We start from the raw sequence: 21905 nt of genomic DNA, 5'->3' as shown, positions 1-21905 counted from the left end.
GGTCACCTTCCGGGTGTCCAGTCGCCGAGTCTACTACGCCGGCGGGTAGAACCGCACGACCCGGCGTCCGTCACCGGCTCCGCGCTGGACTCATCTCAGCCAGCCGCCGGAACGCCGACGGCTCCGGGCCGTGCTCCAGGCGCTCTCGTATCGCCGCCGCGCACTACTCCGGCGTCTGCGTCGAAGTGTCCACCTCCAGATCGTAGATGCCGGGGAGGTGGACTGCCCTGTGGCACCGGAGCACGGGCTCCGGCACCGGGGGCATCAGGGAACTCGCCGGCGAGGTAGCCGGAAGCCCGACGGCGCTCCACGATGGCCTCCAGGGAGGCAGCGCACCCCCACGAACAGAACCGGCAGGCCCTGCAACCGCCGGGCGCAATCGGGCAAAATGCCTCGGGGGACAGAACAGGCATCGTTGCGGCCCACATCCATCACCGCGTTCAGCCTCGGGTTCATCCGTACGCTGTCGAACGTATCCTGGATGGCAGCGACAATGCTCGACTTGCCGGATCGGGGAGCGCCGTTGAGGTTGACGATCTGTCCGGGCGGCTTCCTCTGTGCCATGGGATCCCCTCAGAATGTCACGCAGATGGCGCCAATGCACGCTGATCCCCCCTTAGTTCCTCTGCTAATGATCAGCGCCAGTCAGCGTAGTATCAGCGGCATCAGCGTTCTATCGCCGCTCCGGCCACGAGACCTGATCTAGCGGATACACCGGCCGTCGCAGCCGCCGGTACTCGTAGGCGGAGAAGTCCGGCCGGTGCACCCCGGGCGTGTCCATGTCGAAGATGCGCTCGGCCAGGTCCTGATAGGTGCTGCGAAAGTGGACCGCCGACTTCAGGGCCACGATGCGACGACGAGTCGGCTCGATGCCGACACTGCGTAGGAGCTCCGCGTCCAGAGGTTGCAGCCGCCGCTCAGTGACCACCACCTCCACGCCTCCCACCACCAGCACCACAGTCCGGCCCATGTGTGCCCTGACTCCACGGGACATGGGGCCCTGCCCGACAAAGCTGCCATCGGAGATGAGCCGGACGTATCCGGTCAGGTGTACCGGCGGCCCGTGACGGTCGTCCGTCTTGCCCCCCAGGTCCAGGGTAACGCTGTTGCCCACCCCGGCCTCGACTGCCATAGCGACGGCCTCCGGGTCGGCGATGATGGCCACCACCGCGTCCTGCGCCTCCCTCTCGATCAGCTCCCGCAGGATCACGGTGCCATCGCAGGGGCCCCCGCCCCCCGGGTTGTCCGAGCCGTCGGCCAGCACCACCAGCCCCCTGGCCCGAGTCTGGGCGTACTCGATGGCCTCGGCCACCGGGGTCAGCTCCACCTGGAACTCGTCCCGGCGGTCCCAGACGGCCTGGGCCATCTCCACTGCCGTGGCCTCGGCCAACGTCCGGTCGCCGTCAGCAGTGACCAGCACCGACACGCCGACGTCGCGGACGTCGGCGAAGGGGAAGCCCAGGGCCAGAGTCACGTTGGCGATGCCTGGCCGCGCCTCTATCTCGCGAGCCAGAGACAGCAGCGAAAGCATGGGTTGCCGCAGAGTGCACTGCTTGGGCGGCATGGTCACAAGCGGCAGTTGCCGATAGGCCATGGTAGGCTTAAGGCGTCCTTCGAGGATGGCAGCCAGCAGGCCGGCAGCCTCCACGCCCCGCTCGTAGATGTCGCTGTGGGGGTACTCGTCGTAGCCCACGAGCACGTCCGCCTGCCGCGCCATCTCGGCCGTGACGTTGGCGTGCAGGTCCAGCGTCACCACGATGGGCACGTCCGGCCCGACGACGCCTCGGACCGCCGTCAGGAGGTCCCCCTCTACGTCCTCAATGTCCTCGCTCACCATGGCCCCGTGAAGGTGGAGCAGCACTCCGTCGCAGGCCCCTGCTTCCCGCATCCGACGCAGGAGCAGGTCGCGCATGAACTCGTAGGCGTCCTGCCGCACCGTGCCGCCGGGAGTGGCGAAGGTCCACATCAGCAATTCGAGGTCTAGGCCGTGCTCGCGAGCCCCATCCAGGAAGCCCCCGGCCATGGAGCGCGTGCCCTCGAACTCGCCCACGATGGCCTGGCCTGAGCCGAAGCCCGACCCGTCACCAGGGTCGGGCCCGGGCGACGCGCGCCGGAAGTCCTCCAGCGTGGTGGGTACGGCAGAGAAGGTGTTAGTTTCGTGGGCAACGCAAGCGCCCAACACGCGCATGTCCTGCTCCTCACGCATGAAACCCTGACGGTACGCTGATTCCCGCTAGGATTCTTTCACTATCCCTCGCCGACCAGCGTAGGCCAGTGTCTCATCAGCCTCATCACTGTGCTATCCCTCACCTCTTGGCACTCCCGGCTAGAACATGGGGCACATACGCGGGAACCTTTAGGGCTGATCGAGGATACTACTGATGGAGGATCCTCTCAACACACGCATCCCCAGAGGTGGAGTGTGGACGAAAGCGAAGCCATCGCACGGCTTAGGGAGGGCGACATCGGTGGCCTGGAAGTCCTGGTGAGCCGGTACCAGGTACGGGCTACGCGAGCCGCCTACCTGATCACCGGTGATCGGGCAACCGCCGAGGACGTGGTCCAGGAAGCATTTGTGCGAGCTTACGAGCGCATCGCCCAGTTCGACCCCAGGCGGCCATTCGGCCCCTGGTTCTTGCGCAGCGTGGTCAACGCGGCCGTCAAGACCGCCGCTCGGGAGCAGCGGCAGCTTCACGATGCCGATCGAGCAGCTCAGGACGAGATCGAGCTGGACGATCTCACCGTAGACCCGAACCCAGGCCCTGAGGAACTGGTGGAACACGTCGAGCTGTCCCAGTCCATAGGTGAAGCCCTGCAGAGGCTCTCTCCTCCGAGACGGGCCGCTATCGTGCTCCGGTACTACCTCGACCTAACCGAGCCCGAGATCGCCGGTCGGCTGCGATGGCCCCTGGGAACGGTCAAGCGGCGTCTACACGACGCGCGCAGGCACCTACGCACGTTGCTGACCAGCACTGTTACCCACCACGCCGGCACTGACCCTAGGCGGAAGCAGGCTCGATTCGGCCCCAGGCACGCGGCCTCGGGGATAGAACCAGGAGGCAAGCTGTGAAGGAACAACCTGACAAGCAGTCTGTCGGCACAGCCCTAGAGGCGTACGCCGCTACCGCCATACCCAACCGTCTCGACCTGTGGCCCATAATCTCAGAGCGTCTGCAGTCGCGACCGCGCACCGTTCGGGCTGAGGAGAGGTATCGCTCCCGCCAGCGTTGGGCTCTGGGCCGGCCTGCAGTGGCGGTCGGTGCCGCCATCCTGCTGACGGCGGTCCTGCTGCTCGCCGGCCTGCCGCCAGCCCAGCATCAGGGGGCATCGGCGCAGGGAGTCCTCAACGACTTGGCCGAGGTGGCCGCCATACAGGTTCAACTGGAGCCCCAGCAACCGGTGGACCTGACGGGCGCCAAGAACGCGTATCGCTACACCCGGTCCGAGGGAGCGCACCTGGTGATGATGGAAGGCAGAAACGGTCGACCCGTGGTGGCGCTGGTTCCCCGCTCCCGCGAGTTGTGGGTGGCGCCCGATGGTTCAGGCAGGATCCGAGAGACGTTCGACGGACCCATCTTCCTGGCCGAGTGTGACCGGGCCCACTGGCAGGCCTCGGGATCGCCGTCCTTCGATCACGCCATCAACCAGGACTTCGGACCGGGAGGTCTGCACTACGAGGACTTCGCCAGTCTGCCCACCGACCCTGAGGCCCTGGCTGTTGCCATCCGTGCCCAGGCCGAACACGCCGATCCTCCTGTCGACGCCGGGATGTTCGTTATCGTGGGGGACCTGCTGCGACAGCCGGGGGCACCCCCAGAGCTTCGGTCTGCGCTCTACAAGGTGGCGGCCCAGATCCCAGGTGTGGAGCTGGTCGGCGAAGTCACCGACCACGCCGGGCGATCTGGAATCGCGGTTGCCATGAGGACCGAGTTTGGGGGAGCAGCAGAGCGCTTCACCCTGATCTTCGATCCGACCACGTCCGCCCTTCTCGCCGAGGAGAGAGTTCTGCTGGAACCAGCCGACTGGACCGGTGCTAACCCACCCGCAATCATCGGCTACGAGACGTATCTGGAATCGGGGACGGTGACCAGGCTCCCGTGATCGGGCCGGCCTGACGCCCACCACAACTCCACCCAGACGAGGCCGGGGATGATGACCCGAGCGGACCATTCCCGGCCTCCTGGCCTGTGCGGGCCATCCGCTGCCCATACGCGATCAGCGTAGATCAACGCCTCAACAGCTTGATCAGCGTGCTATTCCCCCAACGGCACCAGCGGCAGGGCGATGTGCGACGGATGCTCAGGGTCGTGGTAGATGGCCTGGTGGGCCAGCATCCGGCGCCGCTCCCTCCCGATCGGGCCGCCGGTGTTGGGGTTCACGTCGAACCGGGGGAAGTTGCTGCTGGAGACGTCCACCCGGATGCGATGCCCCGCCCTGAACACGTTACTGGTCGGGTACAGAGCGAAGCGGAACTCCTCCACCTTCCCCAGCTGCAGCAGCGTCGGCCTCTCGTCCGAGTGGCGGTAGCGCGCCCGGATGATGGAATCGGTCAGGTTGAGGGCGAATCCATCGGGGTAGTCCTCCCCGGGCGGGTAGACGTCCAGTAGCTTAGCGGTGAAGTCGGTGTCCAGTGCCGAGGAAGAGGCATAGAGGGTCACCTCGATGGGCCCGGTGACCTCCAGGTCCTCGCTTAGAGGCTCGGTCTGGAAGGTGAGCACGTCGGGCCGGGAGTTCAGGGGCAGGTCGCCCTCGGTCCCCATGAACCGGGGATCGCCCCGCTGGTCGTAGCCCCCCGGAAGCAGGAAGGGATCCCCGGCGGAGATGTTGCCCCCGATGGTGGGCACAGGGTCGGCCGGGTCGAAGGTGTAGCGGCTAGGCTCGGAGACGGCCGGCGGCTCAGGGCTCAGGCCGCCGCCGTAGTGCAGGTAGAACGGGGTCTTGCGGGCGCGGGCCAGGGGCCATTCGTTCTCAAAGCGCCAGTAGCCCCCGTGCTGCAGGCGTCCGTTGACGTCCTTGCGACCGCTGCCGCCGCCCATCACGAAGATGATCACCGGCTGCTCCCGGTCTATCCCGTTGTCCTCCCCCTTGAGTACGTGATCGAACCAGCGCCGGTGGAAGTAGTTGAGGTCGTCGAGCTTGGATTGGGGGCCGAAGTCCACGTCTCCGGCGTAGGTGACCGTATCCCCACCGTGGGTCCAGGGCCCCATGATGAGCTTGTGGAGCGACCTCTTCCGCCGACGGAGCTCGACGAAGTTCTCGCAGGTGCTGCGGGCGTAGCTGTCGTACCAGCCACCCATGTAATAGGTAGGGACATCGGCGTGCTGGTCATAGTAGTGGGAGATGGCGTAACCCCGCTGCTGCCAGTACTCGTCGTAGTCGCCGTGGGTGAGCACGTCTCGGATCCACCGCTCGTAGCTGGGCAGGAACCGAAGGGGGCTGACACTCGGCTCCAGCGGCAGCCGGCGCAGCCACAGGTCGGCCCGGGCGTAAGCGGCCTGAGCGGCGGACCTGATCCTCGCGTCTGCCTGGGCCTCGCGGCTGGTGGTGGCCATGCGGAAGGCGTAGATGACGAAGCGCAGCTCCATGGCGCCATTGTGCCGCATGGAGGCGTGGTGGTAGTTGTGGGCTCCCACTCTCGGCACCATGGCCGACAGATGGGGCGGGTTCAGGGTGGCCAGGGCGCTCTGATCACTAGCGCAGTAGCTGGCGCCCATGGTGCCCACCTTGCCGTTGCACCAGGGCTGTTTGGCGATCCACTCCACCGTGTCGTAGCCATCCGGGGCCTCGTGGGCGAAGGCATACCACTCCCCCTCCGACCGGTAACGGCCCCGCACGTCCTGAGCCACGAAGACGTAGCCGTGGCGGGCGAAGTAACGCCCTCTGTCAATGCAGCCCACCTTGTCGTAGGGCGTGCGCTCCAGGATCACCGGGTACGCGCCCGGAAGCGGCGCAGCCTCCCGGGCCGGCTGATAGATATCGCAGGCAAGCCGGACGCCATCGCGCATGGGGACGAAGACATCATGCCGCTCGTAGACATCGGACGAGATGGGAGTGGAGGGAGCGCGACCGCATGGGTCGAGAGCAGGGAGTGTCATGAGGCCTCCTGGCACAACTGACACGTGACGCGTGACCCATAACCACGAGTTGGCCGCCGGTCACGCGTCACGTGTCACGTGTCACTACTTGGGCAGGTCCACCCACCGATCCGGCGCGTTCAGGGCGGCGACGCCCGCCTCCACCAGGGCCATGATCTCCAGGGTCTGCTCCTTGGGCACTTCGGGCTTGCCGCTGTCGAAGAAGCGCAGCATGGCCTCGACCAGGCCCGGGTAGAAGTCAGGCATTTCGTTGATCACCGCAGCCTGGTTGTCGCCGTACAGAGCTGCGAACTGGAAGGGGAAGGGCTGGGCCTGGGTGATGCAGCCGCGCCGCCCGTCCGGGTAGTCCACCACCGTCACCCTGGCGGCGTCGTTGCCCACCTGCATCAGGCGGGTGGCCCCCGTGCCGATGGCCATGACCATCATCTCGAACATGTGCACCGAGTATTCCTCGTAGCTGCGCCCTCCCCCGCGCGTGGCTACGAAACTGACTCGCTTGCCCGCCATGTCCTCGTGCACAACTCTCTGGATGGCGCTTCCGAAACGAAGGGCGGAGGAGGACATCAAGGGCGTGCCGTGTTGCTCTGCCTTATCGAACATCCTCTTGGCCGCTGCCAGAGAGGGAGCGAACGTCTTGTCCACGTAGACTGGCTTGCCCGAACGCAGAGGCAGGTCAGCCAGCTCCTCGTGCACCTCCGGGTTGCTGGGGGCGAGGACGGCCAGGCAATCGCACTCCTCTACCACCTGCTCGAGGCTGGAGGCTACCCCTACGTTGTGCTCCCGGCACCACTCCTCCAACGACTTCTTCCCCTCCCCCGGCGCCTTCTCCCAAGCCAGGGCCAGCCGAAAGCGATCAGCCTGAGTGGACTGAGGTATGAGACGAGCGTAGGTGTTGGAGTGAAACTCGTCTATGTGCAGGTCAATGAACCCGATATTCTTCACGTCTTCCTCCTTGTGCAGCTGCTGCGCCGCGATGATAGCACGCGAGCACCGATCGTGTAAGGGCTGCTCTCCACAGAACAGGAGCGAAGCACAGGCAGGCCCGGAGCCGACGCAGGTGAGCCGTGCACTCAGCCAGCGGCTTCACCCGGGACTTGGGGACGCTGGCGAGGCGATGATCACCTCGATCCCCGCCGCTTCCAGAGCCGATCTCTGGTTTGCCGACAGCTGCTCGTCGGTCACAACGGCGTGGATGCTCGTAATGGGGGCCGTTTGAGCAAAGTAGACCGCACCATACTTGGAGGAGTCAGCCACCAGACACACACGTTTGGCCACCCGCATCATGGCCCGCTTCACCTCGGCCTCGCGCAGGTCGGGCTCGGTGAGACCGCGATCTGGAGAGAAGCCCGCGGTGCTGAGGAACAGCAGGTCCGCTGACATACGGCTGAGGCTCTCGGTCACCATGGGTCCGACGGTGCAGAGCTCGGGCCCCTTCACCTCTCCCCCCAAGAGGATGGCCGACACCTCCGTATGGGCGGAGAGCTCGGAAGCGACGGGCAGAGCATTGGTGACCGCCGTGACGCGCCTGGCAGCCAAATGCCTAGCTACTTCCAGCGTCGTGGTGCCGGCATCCAAGATGATGACTTGCCCATCGTGGACCATCCCAGCAGCAGTGCGACCGATCGCGACCTTCGCCTGCCGACTCTCCCGTCCGCGCTCGGCAAACGACCGCTCGAACAGGAGAGCGCTGTTGACGTGCACGGCGCCACCGTGGATCCGCTTCACCAGCCCCTGATTCGCCAAGGTCTCCAGGTCCCGTCGGATGGTCATCTCGGACACGGAGAGGAGGCGGCTCAATTGGGCGACGCTCAGCACCCCGCTATCCGACTGGGAAAGCAGACGCACGATCTCGGATTCCCTCTCTTGCTTGAGCATGGCGGGCTACTCCTGACCGGGTCACCTCATGCAAGATAGCACAGCATTCGAACAAGAACGAACCTCACACCAGTCTGCCATCTCAGGGGCACCCAGCACCAGCGTGTCAAAGCCTCCGCCCCCGCCCCTCGGGCTCTCCCTCGCCGACCGTCGCTGGCCACTAGGCATCGGGAGGTACGTCACCTATTGACGGGGCGCCTTGCCTGCAGTATACTGGCTGTGTGATTCTGTGTGGACTCGCACGGAGTCGCACAGAACAGCCGGTCGCGGCGGGGGGCAGACTCAGCCATGGCAACCTGGGCGGATGTGGACGTTGACAGCGTGCCGCGGATTGTGACTTCACCTCCTGGCCCCAGATCGCGAGCCCTGCACGACCGGGCCAGCCGCATCATGAAGGGCTACAGCTCGCAGGTGCGCCTCTTCCCCGTGGCCTTCGAGAAGGGTCACGGTGTCACCCTGACCGATGTGGATGGCAACACCTACCTCGACTTCTCTTCGGGCATCTACGTCACCAATCTGGGCCATTGCCACCCCAAAGTAAGCGAGGCTGTGGCCCGCCATGCCCACACCTTGATGAACTGCCATGACTTCACCACTCCCATAAAGACGGCCCTCCTGGAGCGCCTGGCTAGCCTGGGCATGGGCCAAGGCGAGGCCAAGCTCAACGGCGTCCAACTCTACGATTCGGGCACGACAGCAGTGGAGGCGGGCCTCAGAGTCATGCGCGCTGCCACCGGCGGGCTCGAGTTCATCTCGTTCCATCAGGACTTTCACGGCAAGACCATGGGGGCGGTGAGCCTGGGGCGGATGGACGCCAGTCAGGGGCTACGGGCTCCTGGGTTCTACCTGGTCCCTCGGCCACACTGCTACCGCTGCCTGTTCGGCTTGGAGCGGGCCACGTGCGGTCTGCGCTGCGTAGACTTCATCCGCACCGTGATCGCCGAGGAGACCTCGGGCCGGCTGGCGGGTGTAGTCCTGGAGCCCATCCAGGGGTGGGCCGGCAGCGTGGTGCCGCCCGAAGGATTCGTGCCCGCCCTCAAGGCCCTCTGCGATGAACACGGAGCACTGCTGCTTGCCGATGAGGTGCTGACGGGCATGGGACGCACCGGCCGCATGTTCTGCATGGAGCACTGGGACACCGTCCCCGACGTCATGACCCTGGGCAAGGGGCTCGGAAACGGCTTCCCGGTCACGGCCGTGCTGGTGAGCGAGCGCCACAAATCGAAAGTGGAGCGGATCAGCGCCTCTACGTCCTACGGCGGTAACCCCATGGCCTGCGCCGCCGCCCTCGCCTCCATCGAGGTGCTGGAGGAAGAGGGCCTGGTGGAGCGGGCGGCGCACCTGGGCGACCTGATGCTATCCCGGCTGCAGCGCTTGCAGGCGGAGCATCCCACCGTCGGCGAGGTGCGCGGGAAGGGTTGCCTGCTCGGCATCGAGCTGGTCAAGGACCGGATCACCAAGGAGCCATTCGAGAAGGCAGGCGTGCTCACCTACCAGAAGGCTTTCCAGAAGGGCCTGGCCTGGATTCCGGCGGGGCACAATCTGCGGCTCTCGCCGCCCCTGATTATGAGCGACGAACTGGCCCTCAAGGGGCTGGACATCATAGACGAGGCCCTGCACGAGGCGGAGCGGGAACTGGGGTACGCCTAGCTTTGAGCCGGGCCGATCGGTCAACACCATAGCGGCGCCGGAATCGGCACCAAGGGAGATCCCATGGCGGGAAGCGCGTTGCGAGTCGGTTTCGCGGAGATGGACATCACGCCCCCTGTCGGCTTGCCCATGTGCGGCAGCCTCAAGCCGCGCACCAACGTGGGCGTGGACGATCCTCTCCAGGCTAAGTCCATGGTGGCCGAGGCCGATGGGCGGATGGTGGCCGTGGTGGGGGTGGACCTCATCGGCCTGCCTCGCGCCATCGTGGATCCCGCCATCGAGCAGGCGGCGGCACGGTCCGGCGTCCCCGCCGAGGCTATCATCGTCTCCTGCAGCCACACCCACAGCGGGCCCTACACCGCCGAGGGCCTCTACTCCTTCGGGGTTACCGACCCCGACTACCTGGCGACTTTGCCCGGCCTCATCGCGGAGAGCATCACCCGGGCCGTGGCTGCGCTCCGTCCCGCCACCATGCACATCGGCCGGTCGCTGGTGCACCACAGCCTGCACAACCGGCGCGTGCTGGCCAAGGACGGCAAAGCGGTCAACACCTGGTTCTTCGATCTCCTCAACGACCTGAACCGCTTTCCTCAGTTCCTGGGCTCGGCGGGCCCGATAGACCCGGAGCTATGGGTGCTGCGCTTCGACGACGCCGACGGCAAGCCGTTCGGCGCCTTCGTCAACTTCAGCGTCCACGTCAACACCCACTTCGGCACCCGCTACTCCGCCGACTACCCGGGCGTCATTGCCCGCACCCTGCGCGAGCACTACGGGAACGCCCTGGTGAGCGTGTTCACCCCCGGCGCCTGCGCCAACGTCAACTCCACCATCCCCGGCTTCCTGCTGGAGCGCACCCCCGACTCCTGGCTGCAGGCGGCCGAGCACTTTGCCGGGTACGCCCTGGCCGCCGCCAAGCGGGCCGTACCGGTGACCGGGCCGGTGTCCGTCGGGGCCCGTCGCCGGGACGTAACGGTGGACCGGCGGGACGTCTGCGCCCAGCCCGAGGAGGCCTTCGATCGCCTCGGCTGGCCCAACCGGCGCGAGGTCTTCGGCGAGGACATGGTGCGCTTCATTGGGGCCATGCCCGAGAAGCTGGCCGTGCCCGTCAACGCCGCCCACATCGGCCCCTTCGCTATCGCCACCAATGCCGGTGAGCTGTTCGTCGAGCATGGGCTGAGCATCAAGCAGCGCTCCCCCTTCAAACACACCGTGGTGGCCGAGCTCACCAACGACGTCATCATGTACCAGCCCACCCGAGAAGCCTTCGAACAGCAGGGCTACGAGACCATGGTGGGGGCCAACCGCGTCGGCATCGACGGCATCGAGGCGCTGGTGGACACGGCGGTCGAGCTACTGGAGGAACTCCACCAGGCGCAAGGAGGCGAGTGATGTCCCTGCCCCCCGTTCAGGTCGGCTTCGTAGGCTTCGGCGAGGTCAACAGCCCCCCGGAGCTGATCGCCGCCAAGGTCAGCCGGGCCCAGCAGGCCCTGCGCGACCAGGGGCTGGCGCTGGTCACCACGGGACCGGTGAGCGATGACCCTGCCGGCCGCGATGAAGCCCGCGCCCTCCAGGACCTGGCCCACGAGCCTTTCGACCTGCTAGTCGTCTGCCTGGCCGGCTGGATACCCTCGCAGACGGTGATCAACGTCATCGAGCCCTACCGCCACCTGCCCATGGTGCTCTGGGGCCTCACGGGGGAGTACCAGGGCGGCCGCCTCGTCACCACCGCCGACCAGGCCGGCACCAGCGCCCTGCGCGACCCCATGGAGGCGTTGGGCTTCCGCTTCGAGTACGTCTGGGACACGCCGGAGGCGCCCTACGCCGCCGCCGCTGAGGTGGCTGCGTGCGCCCGGGTGGCGCAGGCGGCGGCCCGCCTGCGCCGGGCGCGCGTAGGCATGATGGGCTACCGGGACATGAACCTCTACGGCACCCAGGTGGACGGCGTCTCCCTACGTCGCCTCCTCGGGCCCGAGGTGGAGGTCTTCGACACCCTGGAGATCACCCAGAAGATGGAGGCGGTCCCCGACGGCGACATCCGTGGCCTGATGGACAAGCTGCGTGCCACCTGGACGTTTGACCGGCCGGTGGAGGATGCCGCTCTGGAGAAGGGCGTGCGGCTCTACCTGGCGCTGATGGAGAAGGTGCGGGAGCGGGGCTACGAGGCCGTCTCCCTGGTGGATGTCTACGGGGTGAAGAAGCTGCTCCACTTCCCGCCCGCCCTGGCGCTGATGCTGCTGGCCGATGAGGGCGGCGTCGCCTCCATCCCCGAGAACGACGGCCTCGGCGCCGTGACCCAACTCATCGTTCGCTACCTCACCGGCCAGGTGGGCGCCTACTTCGAGTTCTACGAGTACTACCGCGACCGCCTCCTGATGGGCGTGCCCGACTACGTGCCCACCGAGGTGGTGGATGGCCCGGTGACGGTGCTGCCCTGGCCCGGCTTCGGCGGCCTGACGGACGGCATTCTCAACGTCTCCCGCGTCCGCACCGGCCGCGCCACCATCTGCCGCTTGGCCAGCCGCGGCGACCGCTACCGCATGCACATCGCCGTCGGTGAGGCGCTGAGCCCGCGGCCCTGGGAGGAGGCGGGCTGGGAGCCGCCGGCCCCGCAACTGCCCAGCATCGAGTTCGCGCCCGACAGGCCGGTGGAGGACTTCGCCCGGCAGGTGCTCTCCCAACACTACATCATCGCCTACGGCGACCAGCGGCGGCAGTTAGAGCGGCTTTGTCGATTGCTCGACATCGAGGTCATCGCCTAGGCAATCGATGTGGCCGTCTACCTGGGGATCGACGTGGGCACCACCGCCGTGAAGGCGGCGCTGTTCGCTGCAGACGGCGCCGTGGTCGGCAGCGCCACCGTCGAGTACGTCCTCAGCCAGCCCGCCCCCGATGCGGTGGAACTGGACGCCGAGGTCTACTGGTCGTCCTGCTGCACCGCGGTGCGGAGAGCGTTGGCCGCTGCCGGCATCGATCCCCAGTCGGTACGCGCTCTGGCCGTCTCCAGCCAGGCGGAGACCATCATCCCGGTGGACGGCGACGGCCGGCCCGCGCGCCCGGCCCTGGTGTGGCTGGACAACCGCCCCGCCGCTGAGGCAGCCCTGATCGAGGCGGAGTTCGGCGCCCCCGCCGCCTTCCGCATCACCGGGCAGCCGCAGGTCGCTCCCACCTGGCCCGCGTGCAAGATCCTCTGGCTGAAGCGGAACGATCCGCAGGCGTACCGGGCGGCACGGCGGTTCCTGTTGGTGGAGGACTTCGTCCTGCACCGCCTCACGGGCGGTTACTGGACGGAGCGATCGCTGCAGTCGTCCTCCCTCATGCTGGACATCAACTCCGGCCAATGGTGGCCGGAGATGCTGGCCTACCTAGACATCACGCCCGCGCAGTTGGGCGAACTGGCCAACTCCGGGGACGTGGTCGGCGCGCTCAGGCCGGAGGCGGCGGCTGCTCTTGGTCTGCCGCCCGGCGTCACGGTGGTGGCGGGGACGCTGGACCAGGTCGCCGCAGCGGTGGGGGCGGGCAATGTCGGTCCGGGCGTGGTGAGCGAGACCACCGGCGGCGTGCTGGGACTGGTGGCCACCGTGAAGCACCCCGTCTTCGACCCCAAGGCGCGCGTGCCCTGCCACGTCCACGCCCTACCGGGCGCCTATTGCCTGTTGCCCTGGGGCCAGACAGCGGGCATGGCTCTGCGCTGGTTCCGCGACGAGATCTGGGCCGGGGCGGGCGAGCCGGGCGGCTACGAAGAGATCACCGCCGCGGCGGCGGAGGTACCCCCGGGCGCTGAGGGGCTACTGGCCCTGCCGCACCTGGAGGGGGCCGCCTGCCCCGAGTTCAACCCGCACGCCAAGGGCGTCTTCTTCGGCGTCACCTTGCGCCACGGCCGGGCCCACTTCGCTCGCGCCATCCTGGAGTCGGTGGCGTACCTGCTGCGGGGCAACCTGGAACTGCTCGCCGAGCTGGGAGCTCCCGCCGTCGAGTTGCTCAGCATGGGCGGCGGCGCCCGCAGCGACCTGTGGCTGCAGATCAAGGCCGACGTGACCGGCCTGCCCGTGACCGAGGCTGGCGGCGACGAGGCCTCCTGCCGCGGGGCGGCCATGCTGGCCGCCGTTGCCACGGGCGAGTTCGAGGACCTGCGCCAGGCGGCCGACGCCATGGCCTACCGCGGGCGGCAGTTCCTTCCCCGCCCCGAGAACCGCGCGGTGTATGACGACGGCTTCCTCCGTTACGGCGAGCTGTACCGGCGGCTGGAGCCAATGTTCCGGTGACCCTATCCCTGGGAGGGCGGTATCCATGAAGAAGAGCTACAAGGTGGGGCTGGTGGGGCTGCGGCGAGGGCAGGGACTAGTGAGCACGCTCGCCTCCCACCCGCAGGTGGAGATCGCCGCGCTGTGCGACCTTAAGCCCGAGGTGGTGGCGGACCTGGGCAAGGCCTACAGCGTCCCTGACTCTCGCCTCTACACCGACTTCGACCAGTTCGTGCAGGCGCCGGTGGACGCGGTCGTCATCGCCACGCCCATCGAGTACCACGCGCCGCAGTCCATCGCCGCCATGGAGGCGGGCAAGCACGTCCTCTGCGAGCAGACGGTGGCCTACACCGTGGACGAGTGCTTGGCGGTGATCGACGCCGTCAAGCGCACCGGCAAGGCTTACATGATGGCGGAGAACTACACCTACTTCCACTACGTTCGCCAGTGGAAGGAACTGGTGGCCCAGGGGAAGTTGGGGCAGATCTACTACGCCGAGGGCGAGTACATCCATGCCATCAACCATCTGCTGACCGATCCGAAGACGGGCGAGAAGTACTGGCGCTACACCCGCGCGCCGATCTGGTACTGCGCCCACTGCCTCGGCCCCCTGCTGACCCTGATGGACGACCGCGTAGTGCGGGCCACCGGCGCCCACAGCAATCATCACACCCATCCCGGGGAGAGCATCGCCTACCTGGACATGGAGGTGGGCCTCTTCCACACCGAGAAGGGCGCCGTGGTGAAGATACTGCGCAGCCAGATCGCCCCCCGCCACCCGGCCATGGTCTATTACTCCTTGTACGGCACCAAAGGCTTTGTGGAGAACGGTCGCGGGGACGTGCGCCAGAACCGCGGATTCCGCTGGCTGGAAGGCGAGCGAACGGTGGAGGAGGGTGCCGAGGAGATCGAGTGCACCATCGTTGACCCTAACGCGCCGGAAGAGGCCCGCGCCGGTGGGCACGGCACCTCCGAGTTCTTCATGGTGCGGGATTTCATCGAGGCGCTGGACGAGGGTCGTCAGCCGCCGATAGACGTCATTCGGGCCGTAGATTTCACCATCCCGGGGATCTTGGCGCACGAAGCCGCCATGAGAGGAGGTGTCTGGCTGGAGGTACCGGAGTACGGCTGGTAGGGAAAAGGCCGGAGGTCACGGCTGTGGACCCCGGCATGGCAGACTCGCCACAGAAGCCGAGGACTGCATAAGAGGGAGGACGACATGTCAGCGACAGGACTGAGCCGACGGAGATTCCTCTTGGTATCCGGTGTGGCCAGCGCGGCGACACTGGCCAGCGCTTGCGCCGGGGCCGCGCCCGAGCCGACGCAGCCGCCCGCGCCCGCGGCTACGCCCACTACGGCTCCCGCCGAGGCGCCGGCAGCGCCGGTATCGAAGTACCGTGAGGCGCCTATGCTCGCAGCGAAGGTGCAGGCGGGCGAACTGCCGCCGGTGGAGGAGCGGCTGCCGCTCTCCCCGCGAGTGGTGGAGCCGGTGGAGGAGATCGGGCAGTACGGTGGCACCTGGCGGCAGGTGCACATCGGCACCTCGGACTTGATGCAGAACTACTACATCTTCCAGGAACGGGGCGGAATGTTCAGCCCCGATTTCGCCGAGATCGTGCCCGCCGCTTTCGCCGGGTGGGAAGTGTCGGACGACGCTTCGGAGTTCACCATCCACATGCGCGAGGGCATGCGCTGGAGTGACGGCGCTCCCTTTACCGCCGACGACATCATGTTCTGGTACGAGGACGTTGTCCTCAACGATGAGCTCTCTCCCACCAAGCCCGCCTCACTCAAGCGCGGCGGCCAACTGGGCGTCTTCGAGAAGGTGGACGACTACACCGTCAAGATCCGGTTCGCCGGGCCCTACGGCGCCTTCCTCAACTTCTTGCCCACGCTCTTCCCCTTCGCCCCGAAGCACTACCTCAGCCAGTTCCATCCCGCCTACACCGAGAAGGCGGCACTGGACAAGAAGGTCGCGGAGGCGGAGCTCGACACCTGGACCGACCTCTGGGCCCAGAAGGTAGCCTTCTCCAACAACCCCGGCACCCCCACCATCGATCCGTGGGTGGTCACCAACTCCGTGGACCAGCCGATCCAGGTCCTGGAGCGCAACCCCTACTACTACTCAGTGGACACGGCCGGAAACCAGCTGCCCTACATCGATCGCTTTGAGCGAACGCTGGTGCCGGACGTCGAGGCTCTCCTCCTCAAGGCCATCGCCGGCGACGTGGACTTCCAAGCGCGGCGGATCGCCAGCCTGGGCAACCGCCCGGTGGTGATGGAGAACCAGGAGAAGGGCGATTACCGCGTCATAGACATGATCTTCAACACCGCCAACCTGGGGACCATCTTCTTCAACTACTCCCACCCCAACGAGGAACTGCGCAAGCTCTTCCGCAACAAGGATTTCCGCGTTGCCCTCTCCATCGCCATCAACCGCCAGGAGATCAGTGACCTCATCTTCAAGGGCATCGGCGAGCCCGGCCAGGTCACTTCCAGTGGCCCTTACTACGATGAGGCGGCCTGGAACGCCAACATCGGCTACGACGCCGAGGCCGCCAACAAGATGCTCGATGACCTGGGCCTCACCGAGCGCGACGACGACGGCTTCCGACTGCTGCCAGACGGCTCGCGCATCAGCATCGTGAACATCGCCTTCACCCCTTGGCCGCCCGACAACGTGGAGATGCAGCAATTGGTCAAGGAGTACATGGCCGACGTGGGCATCGAGATGCTCGTGACGCCTACCGACCGCCAACTCTGGGTCACCAGAGTCCAGGCCGCCGACTTCGACGTGGCCAGCTACGCTCAATCCTGGGGCGATCCGGGATGGGCGCCCTTCACTCGCCAGGTCTTCGGCGTGACGGCTCGAGAGTACTGGGCCGTGATGTGGTCGCTCTGGCACGCCAGCGGCGGAGCCGAAGGCGAGGAGCCGCCGGAGGAGGTGAAGCGACTCCAGGCGATGTACGAGCAGGTCATGGCCGAGCCGGACATGCAGAAGCGCATCGACCTACAGAAGGAAGCCATGGCCATGCACGCGGAGTACTGCTGGGAGATCGGCCTGATCGCCCGGCCCTTAGCGGAGCAGTTCGGCATCGCCAAGAACAACTTCCGCAACGTGCCCACCGGAGATCGGCTGGTACTGGAACCACACATAAGTGTGCCAGCCGCCCAGTTCTTCTTCAAGAGCTAGGCCGGCCCGACAGCATCATTCGCCTGGCGGGGGCGCACTTCGGGGTGCCCCCGCCGTTCACGTGACGACCGGGAGCGCTGTTATGCCAGCAACCACTACCCTACAGGGCAAGCCAGACTGGGAACGGGTGCGGCAGCGGTACGAGGCTTGGTGGACGGGCCAACTGCGCGATCAGCCACTCCTCAAGGTGACGGCCCTGCTTCCCGGTCGGCCGGCCGTGCCCGACCCGCCTACGGACCCGGACCGGCTCCTCCGCTACTTCACCGACCCCGACGAAGTCATCCCCCGCCTGCTCGCCCAGGTGGACGGTACCTACTATGCCGGGGACGCCTTCCCCGTCATCTTCCCGGTGGCCGGACGGCTGGTGGCCATCCAGGCTGCCTACCACGGCTCCCCCTACTACATCATGCCCGTGGCCAACAGTGCCTGGGCCGAGCCCGCCATCCCTTCCTGGGAGGGACGCGATCCGATTCGCTATGACCCGGGCAACTGGTGGTGGCAGGCATCGCAGTCCTTGCTCGAGCGTGGGGCGGAGGCCGCAGTGGGAAAGGCGGTGGTTGGCATTCCCGACCTGCAGGGCGATGGAGAGATAGCGGCGCGCCTGCGCGGCACCGCCGAACTCGCCGTAGACTGCATCGAGTGTCCGGAAGAGGTGCGCCGGCTGGTGGAGGAGATCAACGTCGCCTGGCTCCAATACTATGAGGAGTGCCTCGCCCTGATCCACCGGTGGGTGCCCGGCTATGTGGACAATCTGGGCGTCTACTCCGATCGTCCCATGGTCACCCTCGAGTGCGACTTCTCCTGCATGGTCTCCTCGGCCATGTTCGACAGCATCTTCCTGCCAGGTATCGCTCGGCAGGCGTCTTGGGTGGAGCGCACCATCTACCACCTGGACGGGCCGGGCGCCATCCGGCACCTCAACTCGCTGCTGGCCCTGGATGACCTGGACGGCATCCAGTGGCAGCCGGGGGCGGCGGGCGGCTCGATGCTCCAGTGGATTGACCTGCTCAGGCGCGTGCAAGAGGCCCACAAGCTGCTGGTCGTGGGCTGCCAGCCATGGGAGGTAGAGCCTCTCCTGGCTCAGTTGCGGCCTGAAGGGCTTCTGGTCTCTACCCACTGCGCTTCTCCTGCCGAAGCCGATGCCCTACTTGAGGGCCTCAATCTCGCCTAGAGCTTCAGCCAACGGGCGCGACGGACACAGGCCAGCCCGCTCCCGCACCAGGCAGGGCGACACCCGGTTCCGCCGCGCCGTTGCTCCCTAGACCCGACAACCGCACTCAGCCAGCGCACTCGGCGATCAGCGAGCGGCCCACCCTACGACAGCGGCCACACCGCCGAGGGCTTCTTGGGGAAGAGCGCCTCCAGCAGCACCCTGGCCTCGTCGCGCTGGGCCCCGCAGTCGGGGTATACGTGCCTGAGCTCCTCTAGCGTTCGGTAGCCAAACACCAGGTGCAGGAAGGTGAGCCCCGGGAAGCCGGCATCGCCCCACTCCTCGCTACTGGGCTGCCAGGGCTCCACCCGCTCCAGCCGCCCTTCGCTGAAGGTGAGCTTGAGCCCGCCCCGATAGAAGCTGAGCTTCAGTTCGCCCGTGTGCCGGGGAGCGATGGATTCAGCCAGCCGCCGCTCCAGGACCGGCCTGATGTGCATCAGGAACCGAGGCAGGTCGGGCACACGCAGGTACCAGGCGTAGGGTGCGCCCTCTGCCGGCAGTTGGGCCCCGGCCACCTTGTAGGCGGGGTGCTCTCCCCCCAGACCGAGGGAGAAGGTGTGGAAGGCCTGCTTCTCGTCGGCCCGCGCCATCTCCTCCCCGGCACGCTTGATGTATCGCAGCACCGACGGGGTGACGGCCAACCAAGAGATGCCCGGCTTCAGCTCGTAGGCGACCACGTAGAGATTGTTGCCCCCTAGACGGGGCCCGTGAGCCAAGAAGCCCACCGGCTCCCCCTCGACAGTCTGCACGATGCGGAGCAGACGGCGCTCGCTGCTGTTCTCGCTCCGCCCATTCAGCTCCAGCCGCCACACCTCCTCGTCCCGGACGCACGATACCAGAGAGCGCCGCTGCCCGTAAGCGTAGGTCTCGGCGATGAAGGACAGGTCGTCCTCGCTGGCAGGCCGGACGGTGAAAGGCTCCTCCTGCCCCTCCTTGAGGCCGGGCACGTTGCCCGCCGCCCCGCTACGCCAGCCACCCAGGTCCATCGTCATCTCGTAGCCGAACTGGCGGTAGAAGTTGGGGATGCCGGTGACGCCCTGCACCAGCTCGCCACGCTGGGCGCTCCACCGGTGGACCACGTCGAATTGGGCCCGCACCAGCCCTCGCCTACGATACTCCGGGAGGGTGGCCACCGCCTCGGGCCGGCCCACGCCGAACTCGACGTCCTCGTAGGCCCAGGTCTGGGAGATAAGGACCAGGGCAGACACGATCTCCCCGTCCTCCGTTCGTTGGACCACGGTGAAGTCTTGCGGCCGGATGGTGGGATGGGGACGGGTGAGCATGTCCCGCGTCCAGGCTGCCATGTACGGGTTGGGCTCTCGCGTCTCCCGGTTGCAGAACACCTGGCCGTAGAGCTTGACCAGAGCCTCGGTGTCCTCGCGTCTTCCCCTGCGAAGCACGAGCCCGTCCCCCAAGTCCCGTATGGTCTCGATCTCCTGTCTCTCGGTCATCACCAATGCCACCCTCCATCTCTCCACCAGGTCATAGGTTACAGGTTATAGGTTATAGGTCATAGGGAATAGGTTATGGGGAATAGGGGAGATCGCTAGATGCACATCCCTATAACCTGTAACCTGTAACCTATGTCCTACTCCGTGTCGCCGTGCCAGAGACTCCGCATCTCCCCACAGGTCTCCAGCAGCTCATCCAGCCTGCCCTCGGCCTCGATGCGGCCGTCCTTCAGCACGATGATGTGATCGGCACGGCGCAAGGCCGGCCGCCGGTGGGACACCACCAGGCAGGTGGGAGCGTAGCCATCTAGCTGACGGCCGTCGAAGAGGCGCTCCCAGAGCTGCCGCTCCGTGTCCACGTCCAGGGCGCTGGAGAGGTCGTCGAAGACGAGCAGCTCGGGACGGCGGACGAACATGCGGGCCGCTGCCGGCCTCTGCACCTGGCCTCCGGATAGACGCACCCCGCGAGGGCCCACTGGCGTCTCCAGTCCCTCTTCCATCTCGGCCACATCGCCCTCGAGCACCGCCGCCCTGATGGCCGCCGCCAGCGCCTCGCCCTCCCGGGGCAGGCCCATCAGGATGTTGTCCCGGAGCGACTCGCTCACCAGCAGCGGCGTCTGAGGAGTGTAGGCGGCCCGCGGCGGCACGAAGAAGGTCGCCGGGTCGGCAACTGGCGAGCCGTTCCAGCGTATTTGACCCGATTCCAGCGGCACTAGCCCCAGCAGCGCCTTGAGCAGGGTTGTCTTGCCCGAGCCTATCCTGCCCGTTACCACGGTGAACGACCCGCGTTCCAGGTGAAGCCGCGCGTCCTCGATCCCACTGCCGGTGCCGTAGTGATAGGTGAGGCCCTCCGCCTCCAGCCGTTCCAGGCGATCGTCACCATTGCGGGCCACCGTTGCCAGCTCCGGTGGCTCGCCTTGGAGGTAGAGGTCCCCGTGCTCCACCAGGGTGCCCTCAGGAGAGCCGGCCAAGAAGCCGTTCAGGCGGTCGTACGCTACCTGCACCCGCTTGTGCCGCACCAGCATGTTGCCGAAGTGCCGCATGTTGCCCGACGTGACCGTCAGGTACTCCACGAACAGGGCGAACTCACCCACCGTGAAGCGCCCCGAACGCATGGCACCGCTCGCCAGCAGCAAGACCCCGGCGATGCTCACATCAATGACGTTGGCATTGACGGCATTGGCCAACTCGGCGAAGACTACGTCCTTGAGGGCCGCCCGCTGACGTTCCTCGCTCAGCCCCCGGAAGTAGTCGAGCACCGACCGCTCGGCAGTGCCCACCTTGACCGCCTGGACGGCGCCGAAGACTTCGCCTATGAAGCCCGTCACCCGGCCTGTGGCCTCCCGGTGGGCCCGGCGATAGCGCCTCAGACTGCGGCTCATCCGGTTGGAGATCGCCGCCATGCTCAGCACCGGCACCGAGACCACCACCGTTATTAGGGCATCTATCCGCAGCATGATGGCCAGGGCGATCACGGTATAGAGCAAGATGCCGACCACATCTACCCAAGCATCGGCATAGTCCGCTACGTCCACTACGTCGTCGCGGAAACGAGTCACCGCCTCGCTGCCGGACTCAGGCAACGGGTGCGACCCCGGGCCCAGAAGCGTCCAGTGGAGGAGGTTGCGCCGTACCAGGGCCTGGATAGCGAAGTAGAACCGGAAGAACCGGGGCAACCCGAAAGCGAACGCACCCAGCCGGGCCGCATAGACCAGCCCCACCAGCGTCACCAGGGTCCACACGTTGGGGCCCGCCTGCGCCTGGCCAGTGAGGGCGTCGAAGAAGGCAGCCGTCAGCAGCCCCACCAGGAGCGGTAGCAGGTGCCACAGGCTCCAGATGCAGCTGTTGAGGATCAGCAGCCCCAGACGATAGCTGAACAGCCTCAGGGAGTACCGCATCGTACTCATGCGAAGGACTCCTCCATCCCAGTGCGCAGCAGGTAGCTGAACCGGCTGGTCTGGTCTGCCGCCAACACCGTCCGCTCGCCGTGCTCGAGTACGCGACCGCCATCCATGACCATGATTTCGTCTACCCGTTGTACCGTCGCCAGCCGGTGGGCGATGATGATGGCCGTCCGGCCTTGCAGCAACCGCTCGATGCCCCGCTCGACCATGGCCTCGGTAGCAGGGTCCAACCGGGAGGAAGGCTCATCCATGAAGACGAGACCGGGGTCGCGCAGGAACACGCGCG

Annotated in this window: 15 protein-coding genes and 2 pseudogenes; 9 read left to right on the top strand and 8 right to left on the bottom strand. The window is 66.7% G+C overall.

Annotation, left to right across the window (positions count from 1 at the left end):
- Positions 1–70 precede the first annotated feature (70 nt).
- Together HPY83_16115 and HPY83_16110 are read right to left on the bottom strand one after the other, a co-directional pair.
- Positions 71–564: pseudogene (locus HPY83_16115) on the bottom strand (chloramphenicol phosphotransferase).
- A gap of 109 nt (positions 565–673) precedes the next feature.
- Positions 674–2188 carry a M81 family metallopeptidase gene (locus HPY83_16110; GenBank protein ID NPV09470.1) on the bottom strand — a complete coding sequence of 505 codons (1515 nt, stop codon included), beginning with the start codon at positions 2186–2188 and terminating at the stop codon, positions 674–676.
- Between the two features lie 234 nt (positions 2189–2422).
- Between HPY83_16110 and HPY83_16105 the strand changes: the two genes are divergently transcribed.
- Both HPY83_16105 and HPY83_16100 read left to right on the top strand, forming a co-directional pair.
- On the top strand, positions 2423–3070 hold the full coding sequence (locus HPY83_16105; GenBank protein NPV09469.1) for a sigma-70 family RNA polymerase sigma factor: 648 nt from the start codon (positions 2423–2425) through the stop codon (positions 3068–3070).
- The gene (locus HPY83_16100) at positions 3067–4101 is read left to right on the top strand and encodes a CU044_5270 family protein (GenBank protein NPV09468.1); all 1035 of its coding nucleotides are present in this window, start codon (positions 3067–3069) and stop codon (positions 4099–4101) included. The genes HPY83_16105 and HPY83_16100 overlap by 4 nt, the downstream gene beginning before the upstream one ends.
- A 152-nt stretch (positions 4102–4253) precedes the next feature.
- Here HPY83_16100 and HPY83_16095 read toward each other — a convergent pair whose 3' ends face one another.
- The 3 genes from HPY83_16095 to HPY83_16085 form a co-directional block, all read right to left on the bottom strand.
- Positions 4254–6095 carry a CocE/NonD family hydrolase gene (locus tag HPY83_16095; protein NPV09467.1) on the bottom strand — a complete coding sequence of 614 codons (1842 nt, stop codon included), beginning with the start codon at positions 6093–6095 and terminating at the stop codon, positions 4254–4256.
- Between the two features lie 84 nt (positions 6096–6179).
- Positions 6180–7037: a Gfo/Idh/MocA family oxidoreductase gene (locus HPY83_16090; protein ID NPV09466.1), complete on the bottom strand. Its 858-nt coding sequence runs from the start codon at positions 7035–7037 to the stop codon at positions 6180–6182.
- A 141-nt stretch (positions 7038–7178) separates the two neighbouring features.
- Positions 7179–7970 (bottom strand): DeoR/GlpR transcriptional regulator, encoded by a 792-nt coding sequence (locus HPY83_16085; GenBank protein ID NPV09465.1) that lies wholly within the window; start codon positions 7968–7970, stop codon positions 7179–7181.
- 288 nt (positions 7971–8258) lie between these two features.
- Between HPY83_16085 and HPY83_16080 the strand changes: the two genes are divergently transcribed.
- The 7 genes from HPY83_16080 (at position 8259) to HPY83_16050 (ending at position 18225) form a co-directional block, all read left to right on the top strand.
- A complete protein-coding gene (locus tag HPY83_16080) occupies positions 8259–9620 on the top strand; it encodes an aspartate aminotransferase family protein (protein NPV09464.1) in 1362 nt (453 codons plus the stop codon).
- A gap of 63 nt (positions 9621–9683) precedes the next feature.
- The gene (locus HPY83_16075) at positions 9684–11009 is read left to right on the top strand and encodes a hypothetical protein (GenBank protein NPV09463.1); all 1326 of its coding nucleotides are present in this window, start codon (positions 9684–9686) and stop codon (positions 11007–11009) included.
- The gene (locus tag HPY83_16070; protein NPV09462.1) at positions 11009–12379 is read left to right on the top strand and encodes a hypothetical protein; all 1371 of its coding nucleotides are present in this window, start codon (positions 11009–11011) and stop codon (positions 12377–12379) included. Before HPY83_16075 ends, HPY83_16070 begins: the two co-directional genes overlap by 1 nt.
- A gap of 9 nt (positions 12380–12388) precedes the next feature.
- Positions 12389–13882, top strand: coding sequence for a hypothetical protein (locus tag HPY83_16065; GenBank protein NPV09461.1), 1494 nt, complete (start codon positions 12389–12391; stop codon positions 13880–13882).
- A 25-nt stretch (positions 13883–13907) separates the two neighbouring features.
- The gene (locus HPY83_16060; protein NPV09460.1) at positions 13908–14996 is read left to right on the top strand and encodes a Gfo/Idh/MocA family oxidoreductase; all 1089 of its coding nucleotides are present in this window, start codon (positions 13908–13910) and stop codon (positions 14994–14996) included.
- A gap of 273 nt (positions 14997–15269) precedes the next feature.
- Positions 15270–17054 (top strand): ABC transporter substrate-binding protein, encoded by a 1785-nt coding sequence (locus tag HPY83_16055; GenBank protein ID NPV09459.1) that lies wholly within the window; start codon positions 15270–15272, stop codon positions 17052–17054.
- Between the two features lie 82 nt (positions 17055–17136).
- A complete protein-coding gene (locus tag HPY83_16050) occupies positions 17137–18225 on the top strand; it encodes a hypothetical protein (GenBank protein NPV09458.1) in 1089 nt (362 codons plus the stop codon).
- A 143-nt stretch (positions 18226–18368) separates the two neighbouring features.
- Here the strand turns inward: HPY83_16050 and HPY83_16045 are convergent, their stop codons facing one another.
- The 3 genes and pseudogenes from HPY83_16045 to HPY83_16035 all read right to left on the bottom strand — a co-directional run bounded on the left by HPY83_16045 (position 18369) and on the right by HPY83_16035 (position 21905).
- A complete protein-coding gene (locus HPY83_16045; protein NPV09457.1) occupies positions 18369–19715 on the bottom strand; it encodes a GNAT family N-acetyltransferase in 1347 nt (448 codons plus the stop codon).
- A 137-nt stretch (positions 19716–19852) separates the two neighbouring features.
- Positions 19853–21622: an ABC transporter ATP-binding protein gene (locus HPY83_16040; protein ID NPV09456.1), complete on the bottom strand. Its 1770-nt coding sequence runs from the start codon at positions 21620–21622 to the stop codon at positions 19853–19855.
- Positions 21622–21905, bottom strand: a pseudogene (locus HPY83_16035) (ABC transporter ATP-binding protein). The gene HPY83_16040 and the pseudogene HPY83_16035 overlap by 1 nt, the downstream one beginning before the upstream one ends.

The sequence above is a fragment of the Anaerolineae bacterium genome (genome assembly GCA_013178015.1).
Taxonomy (GTDB): Bacteria; Chloroflexota; Anaerolineae; order DRVO01; family DRVO01; genus Ch71.
Note: the sequence above shows the minus strand (reverse complement) of the source record. Positions and strands in the feature narration are given on the sequence as shown.

Bases quoted from the DNA above. Each gene is read 5' to 3' on its own strand.
- HPY83_16050 (NPV09458.1), top strand. From the start codon at position 17,137: ATGCCAGCAACCACTACCCTACAGGGCAAGCCAGACTGGGAACGGGTG.
- HPY83_16075 (NPV09463.1), top strand. From the start codon at position 9,684: ATGGCGGGAAGCGCGTTGCGAGTCGGTTTCGCGGAGATGGACATCACG.
- HPY83_16040 (NPV09456.1), bottom strand. From the start codon at position 21,622: ATGAGTACGATGCGGTACTCCCTGAGGCTGTTCAGCTATCGTCTGGGG.
- HPY83_16085 (NPV09465.1), bottom strand. From the start codon at position 7,970: ATGCTCAAGCAAGAGAGGGAATCCGAGATCGTGCGTCTGCTTTCCCAG.
- HPY83_16070 (NPV09462.1), top strand. From the start codon at position 11,009: ATGTCCCTGCCCCCCGTTCAGGTCGGCTTCGTAGGCTTCGGCGAGGTC.
- HPY83_16045 (NPV09457.1), bottom strand. From the start codon at position 19,715: ATGACCGAGAGACAGGAGATCGAGACCATACGGGACTTGGGGGACGGG.
- HPY83_16080 (NPV09464.1), top strand. From the start codon at position 8,259: ATGGCAACCTGGGCGGATGTGGACGTTGACAGCGTGCCGCGGATTGTG.
- HPY83_16060 (NPV09460.1), top strand. From the start codon at position 13,908: ATGAAGAAGAGCTACAAGGTGGGGCTGGTGGGGCTGCGGCGAGGGCAG.
- HPY83_16110 (NPV09470.1), bottom strand. From the start codon at position 2,188: ATGCGCGTGTTGGGCGCTTGCGTTGCCCACGAAACTAACACCTTCTCT.
- HPY83_16055 (NPV09459.1), top strand. From the start codon at position 15,270: ATGCTCGCAGCGAAGGTGCAGGCGGGCGAACTGCCGCCGGTGGAGGAG.
- HPY83_16095 (NPV09467.1), bottom strand. From the start codon at position 6,095: ATGACACTCCCTGCTCTCGACCCATGCGGTCGCGCTCCCTCCACTCCC.